Annotated in this window: 4 protein-coding genes and 1 pseudogene; 4 read left to right on the top strand and 1 reads right to left on the bottom strand. The window is 32.3% G+C overall.

The window, feature by feature from the left end:
* The first annotated feature begins 96 nt into the window (after window positions 1–96).
* Both SA378_RS03195 and typA read left to right on the top strand, forming a co-directional pair.
* Entirely contained in the window at window positions 97–1272 is a 1176-nt protein-coding gene (locus SA378_RS03195; protein WP_318524545.1) for an amidohydrolase, read from the top strand.
* 162 nt (window positions 1273–1434) lie between these two features.
* Window positions 1435–3255, top strand: a complete 1821-nt coding sequence (typA, locus tag SA378_RS03190) for a translational GTPase TypA (RefSeq protein WP_318524544.1) — start codon at window positions 1435–1437, stop codon at window positions 3253–3255.
* 143 nt (window positions 3256–3398) lie between these two features.
* On the opposite strand, the gene SA378_RS03185 is transcribed toward typA, so the two are convergent.
* The gene (locus tag SA378_RS03185; RefSeq protein WP_318524543.1) at window positions 3399–3878 is read right to left on the bottom strand and encodes an S-ribosylhomocysteine lyase; all 480 of its coding nucleotides are present in this window, start codon (window positions 3876–3878) and stop codon (window positions 3399–3401) included.
* A gap of 209 nt (window positions 3879–4087) precedes the next feature.
* On the opposite strand from SA378_RS03185, the gene SA378_RS03180 reads away from it, so the two are divergent.
* A complete protein-coding gene (locus SA378_RS03180; RefSeq protein ID WP_318524542.1) occupies window positions 4088–5482 on the top strand; it encodes a sigma-54 interaction domain-containing protein in 1395 nt (464 codons plus the stop codon).
* Window positions 5483–5741: 259 nt separating this feature from the next.
* A pseudogene (locus SA378_RS03175) lies at window positions 5742–6035 on the top strand (dihydrodipicolinate reductase); the annotation flags it as partial.

Here is a 6035-nt window from a genome sequence, read left to right as displayed (position 1 = left end):
TCCATAAGAAGATATTAAAACAAAATGAGGAGGGGCGCAACCATTTTTTCATAACTTGTTTGTGCCTTGAGCGAAGCGAAAGGAATGGTAAAAAACATGTTAGTAATTAAGAATGGTTATATAAAAACCATGAATGGGGAAGACATTGAAAATGGAGTGATAATTATTGAGGATGGTAAAATTAAAGCTGTTGGAAATAATTTAAAAATACCTGAAGATGCTGAAGTAATAGATGCAAAAGGTTATTTGGTAGCACCTGGTTTTGTTGATGCTCATTGTCACATTGGAATGTGGGAAGAAGGGATTGGATTCGAAGGTGAAGACGGCAATGAAGATGTTGAGCCGATAACACCTCAATTAAGAGCAATAGATGCAATCAATCCAATGGATCAAGGTTTTCAGGATGCAATCGAAGGCGGTGTGACTACAGCTGTAACAGGACCAGGAAGTGCCAATGTAATAGGAGGAACTTTTTTAGCCATGAAAACTTTTGGAAAAAGAGTTGATGACATGGTAATCAAAGATCCTGTAGCAATGAAAATTGCTTTTGGAGAAAATCCTAAAAGAGTTTATGATGAACAACACAAGTCTCCTGTTACAAGAATGGGAGTTGCGGCGCTTCTTAGAGAAACACTTTTTGAAGCAAAACAATATAAGGAAGATTTAGAGGCATCTGCAGAGGATCCTGATAGAAAACCTGATTTTGATATAAAATTGCATGCAATGCTGCCTGTTATGAATAAACAAATTCCTTTGAAGGCGCATGCTCACAGAGCTGATGATATATTTACAGCTCTTAGAATTGCAAAGGAATTTGATTTAGATATTACTTTAGACCACTGCACAGAAGGACATTTAATTCCAGAAGAGCTTGCAGCAGAAGGAAAAGCATGCTTAATCGGACCAACATTCGGTTCTCGCACTAAGTATGAACTTAAGAACAAAAGTTTTGAAACACCTAAAATACTAGTTGATGCAGGTGTAAAAATTGCAATAATAACTGACTCTAACGTAATTCCAATTCAGCACATTAACATGTGTGCAGGTATGGCTGTTAAGGCTGGACTTTCTGTAGAGGATGCCTGGAAGTCAATTACTATTAATCCGGCTGAAATTGCGGGTATAGATGACAGAGTTGGAAGTTTAGCGTCTGGCAAGGATGCAGATATTGCTATCTTTAAAGGTGACCCATTGTTAGATATAGATTATGAAACAGTAATGACAATTATTGATGGTGAAATTGTATACAGAAATCCAAAAGTAAGCATATGACCCAAAAATTACACTTGAAATAACTAAGGAACGCATTGAGCGTTCCGTTTTGTATATTATCATGAATTTTTGTAAAAATATTATAAATATTGATAAAAAAAACTTGCAAATTGTCAGTAAAAAGGATACACTAATCTGTGGAAAAAAAGAGGAAGGTAAATAATGAAGAATAAAATAATAAACATAGCAGTAATAGCTCATGTTGATGCAGGCAAGTCCACGTTAGTAGATGCTTTCCTGCAACAAAGCGGAGTTTTTAGAGAAAATCAAGAATTAGTTGATTGCGTAATGGATTCTAATGATATTGAGCGTGAAAGAGGAATTACTATATATTCAAAGAACTGCTCAGTAATGCACAATGACATAAAAATAAATATTGTTGATACACCTGGACATGCTGACTTCTCATCTGAAGTTGAACGAATTATGAAAACTGTTGATACAGTTATATTGCTTGTAGATTCTGTTGAAGGCCCAATGCCTCAAACACGTTTTGTGCTACAGAAATCTCTTGATGTAGGATTAAGACCAATACTTCTTATCAATAAAATTGACAAGAAAAACCATAGTGCTGAAGAAGTTGTTGACATGGTATTTGATTTGTTTGTTGAGTTGAATGCAAATGATGAACAGTTGGAATTCCCTATATTGTATGGAATTGCAAAAGAAGGAATTGTACAATATGAATTGGATCAGCCTAGTGAAAATATTGTTCCATTGTTTGATACAATAATAAAACATGTATCACCGTATCCTGACAGGGACAGCGATGACTTGCAGTGTCAAATATCATCACTTGGCTATGATGATTATATAGGAAGACTTGGAATAGGAAGAGTTACAGCAGGAACAATCAAGGAAGGTCAGACAGTTTCTGTTTCAAAACATGATGGTACTGTTGAAAGACAAAAAATAACAAGTATATTTGTTTATCAAGGTCTTAAAAGAACTCAAGTTTCTGAAGCCTACAGCGGAGATATAATTGTTGTTTCAGGAATTTCTAATATTTCTATAGGTGATACAATATGTAATGAAGGTAAAGTTGTACCTATGGATACTATTAAAATAGAAGAACCTACTTTGTCTATGAACTTCTTGATTAACACTTCCCCATTCGTAGGAATGTCAGGGAAATATGTTACAACAAGACATTTGAAAGCAAGACTTGAAAAGGAACTTGAAGTTAACGTTGGTCTTAGGGTCGAACAATTAGAAGGAGCTCTTGACGGATACAAAGTTTCCGGCAGGGGAGAGCTTCATTTGTCAATACTTCTTGAAAATATGAGAAGAGAAGGCTATGAAGTTGCTGTATCAAGACCTGAAGTTATTCTTCACAGAGAAGACGGAGTTGTAAAAGAGCCTATTGAAAAAGTTATAATAAATGTTCCCGAAATGTATTCAGGATCTGTTATATCAAAGCTTAACATGAGAAAGGGAATGATGAATTCCATGACTCCTGACGGTAATTTTGTTAAAATTGAATTTATGGTTCCTACAAGAGGACTTCTTGGATATCGTACTGAGCTAATCAACGATACAAGAGGCGAAGGAACAATGGTAAGAAGTTTTGACAACTATGATAAATACAGGGGAGAAATTCCACAGAGACAAAATGGTGTTCTTATATCAAATGATCAAGGTGATGCAATTGCTTATTCATTGAACAATCTTGAAAGTAGAGGAACTTTGTTTATAAATCCCGGAGATAAAGTTTATGAAGGAATGATCATTGGAATGAATGCAAGAGGAGAAGACATAGTCGTAAATCCTTGCAAGGCTAAAAAACAGTCAAATACAAGATCATCTTCAGCAGACGATGCAATAAAATTGTCACCACCTAGAATTATGACACTGGAAACAGGATTGGAATTTATTAATGACGACGAACTTGTTGAAGTAACTCCTGACAGCATAAGAGTTAGAAAAAGATATTTAAATGAAATGGAAAGAAGAAAAAACGCAAACAAACTTAAAACTAACTAATAATTAAAAGTTAATATTTATTAATTAAAAATAAAAAATATAAAGATGAGATTCTTTACTGCGTTAAGAATGACAAATGGTCATTTTGAGTGTAAGCGAAGAATCTCATTTTTTTCTATTGCTATCAATTGCTTTATCTATTGTTATTTAGGGTAGTTTAAATTTTCTTCTTTTAAATTGCACAATACTTCATTGTAATATTTGGCAGCTTCATATTTTGCCATGGGCAAATTCATGTCAAGGTAATTTCCGCATGACATGGCATCAGCACCGGGAATATCTCCTTCAAAATTCATTATAAATTCAAACATTTCTTTTATAATGTCAACTACATTCAAAGACTCCAGTCTTCCTTTAAAGATAACATAAAAACCGGTTCTGCAGCCCATAGGTCCGAAATATAAAGTTAAATTATTATAAGTTGGATGATTTCTTAGAAATGTTGCCCCTATGTGTTCTATTGCATGACTTTCAGCAGTATTAATTACCGGTTCTCTGTTTGGTTCTTTCATTCGTATATCAAAAGTTGTAATAATATTTTCACCTATTGAATCTTTTCTTGATACATAAATTCCACGCTTTAAATCCAAGTGGTTTACTTGGAAACTTTCTATTTTTTTCATGAGCATTATCTCCTTAATGTATAAAATAGTTATATAGTTTTTTATAATAATTGATTTAATTTTTGTTTTGTAAGCTTAAAACTTAATTCGTATTGTTTTACCATATAATTTTACACTAATAATGGTAGAAAGTAAACTTCAAAGATTGTAAAAAATGCATGAATATGATATAATTAAATAAATAGTAAGTCCTATTTTAGGAGGATGACATGAAATCAAAAGAGTATTTATCTATGCTGCAAAAAATTTTGCACCTGGTAGATGAAGGGGTACATGTTTTAGATAAAAATGGAAACACAATAATATATAATGATGCTATGTCTAAGCTTGAAAAGATGGAAACTAAAGAAGTTATTAAAAAACCATTTGGTGAGGTTTTTAAAAATTTAAATAATGAAAACAGTACATTGCTCAAAGCTTTAAAATACGGAGAAAGTACAACCAATTTAAAACAAACGTATTTAAACAAGTATGGAAAAGAAATTACCACAATTAATTCAACCCTGCCCGTAGTAGTAAATGATGAAGTTGTGGCTGTTGTTGAAGTTGCAAAAAACATTACAAAAATGGCAGAAATGTCTCATACTATTTTAAAATTGCAAAATGAAATAGGTAAACCTGAAATAGCTAAAACGAAAAAAATCAGAAAGTATAATTTCAATAATATTATTGGAGAAAGCAGTAATTTTACTGAAGTTATTGAAAAAGCAAAAAAAGCCTCGAAAAATTCAGCATCTGTATTTATATTTGGAGAAACCGGAACAGGAAAAGAGCTTATTGCTCAAAGTATTCATTATGAAAGTAAAAGGAAGGATAAACCCTTTATTGCTCAAAATTGTGCGGCACTTCCGGAGTCGTTATTGGAAGGATTGTTGTTTGGAACATCAAAGGGCGGATTTACCGGAGCTGTGGACAGAGCAGGTCTTTTTGAACAAGCTAACGGGGGAACTCTTCTTTTAGATGAAATAAATTCAATGCCTTATGAACTTCAAGCAAAACTTTTGAGAGTTCTTCAGGAAAATTACATAAGACGCGTTGGAGGAACAAGAGACATTGCAATAGATGTTAGAATAATTTCTACAAGCAATGAGCATCCTAAAATAATTTTAAAGGAAGGTAAACTTAGAAAAGACTTGTTTTACAGGCTTAATGTAATTCAAATAAGCATACCTCCTCTAAGAGAAAGAAAAGATGATGTACTAATGCTTGCACATATGTTTATTGAAAAATATAATGAAAGACTTAATAAAGAAGTAGTTTCAATTTCGGAAGATGCTAAGGAAAATCTTCTTAATTATGAATATCCCGGCAATGTAAGAGAATTGGAGAATATAATTATGTCTGCTATGAGCATGTCGGACGATCAAGCGGGTACTTTGAATAGCAGCAACTTTTCTATTCAAAAAACAGATGTAGAATATATTAATAATCACGAAGAAATTGGAAATGAAGGTATTGATGAATATCTTGGCAATTTAGAAAAAAAAATTATTAAAAATGCTCTTAAAATCAACAACAACAACATAACAAAAGCTGCTGAAACATTGAAGATTAAGCGTCAAACATTACAGCACAAAATTAAAAAGTACGAAATAAACATTTAAACAAAAAAGCAAATTAATTTGCAGTTTCCGCAAATTAATTTGCTTTTTTGTTATATTTCGGATGTTTTCTTATTCTAATTTAGTATATTTATTAATTTTTTTTATATGGATAATAAAAAAAATACTAGACAAAACAAATTAATTATTGAAAATTAAGGATTTTTGGACAGTGAAGAAATTATTATTGATATTTTGAATTTATTTGGCATGGTTATTGCTTATATAAGAGTAACAATTAAAAATTAGGAGGATTTTGGAAATGCAAAATGTAAAAGTTATTATTTGGGGACTTGGAGCTATGGGCTCAGGAATGGCTAAAATGTTGTTAAATAAAAAGGGTGTTGATATCGTTGGCGCTGTCGGAAGAGGATCTAAAATCGGAAAGAGCATGTATGAATTAATTGGTGTTGAAAGAGGAGACAGACCTGAAGTATTAGTTGGAACTCCAGAAGATGTAATTACTGAAAAAGCAGCAGATGTAGTTTTATGCTGCACTGATTCATATACAAAAGTTGCATTCGAAAGATTAAAATTTGTTTTAGAGAAAAAAATA

Source organism: Sedimentibacter sp. (assembly GCF_033447055.1).
Lineage (GTDB): Bacteria > Bacillota > Clostridia > Tissierellales > Sedimentibacteraceae > Sedimentibacter.
Note: the sequence above shows the minus strand (reverse complement) of the source record. Positions and strands in the feature narration are given on the sequence as shown.

Excerpts from the sequence above, each read along its gene's own strand:
- SA378_RS03195 (WP_318524545.1), top strand. The coding sequence starts at position 97 with ATGTTAGTAATTAAGAATGGTTATATAAAAACCATGAATGGGGAAGAC.
- typA (WP_318524544.1), top strand. The coding sequence starts at position 1,435 with ATGAAGAATAAAATAATAAACATAGCAGTAATAGCTCATGTTGATGCA.
- SA378_RS03185 (WP_318524543.1), bottom strand. The coding sequence starts at position 3,878 with ATGAAAAAAATAGAAAGTTTCCAAGTAAACCACTTGGATTTAAAGCGT.
- SA378_RS03180 (WP_318524542.1), top strand. The coding sequence starts at position 4,088 with ATGAAATCAAAAGAGTATTTATCTATGCTGCAAAAAATTTTGCACCTG.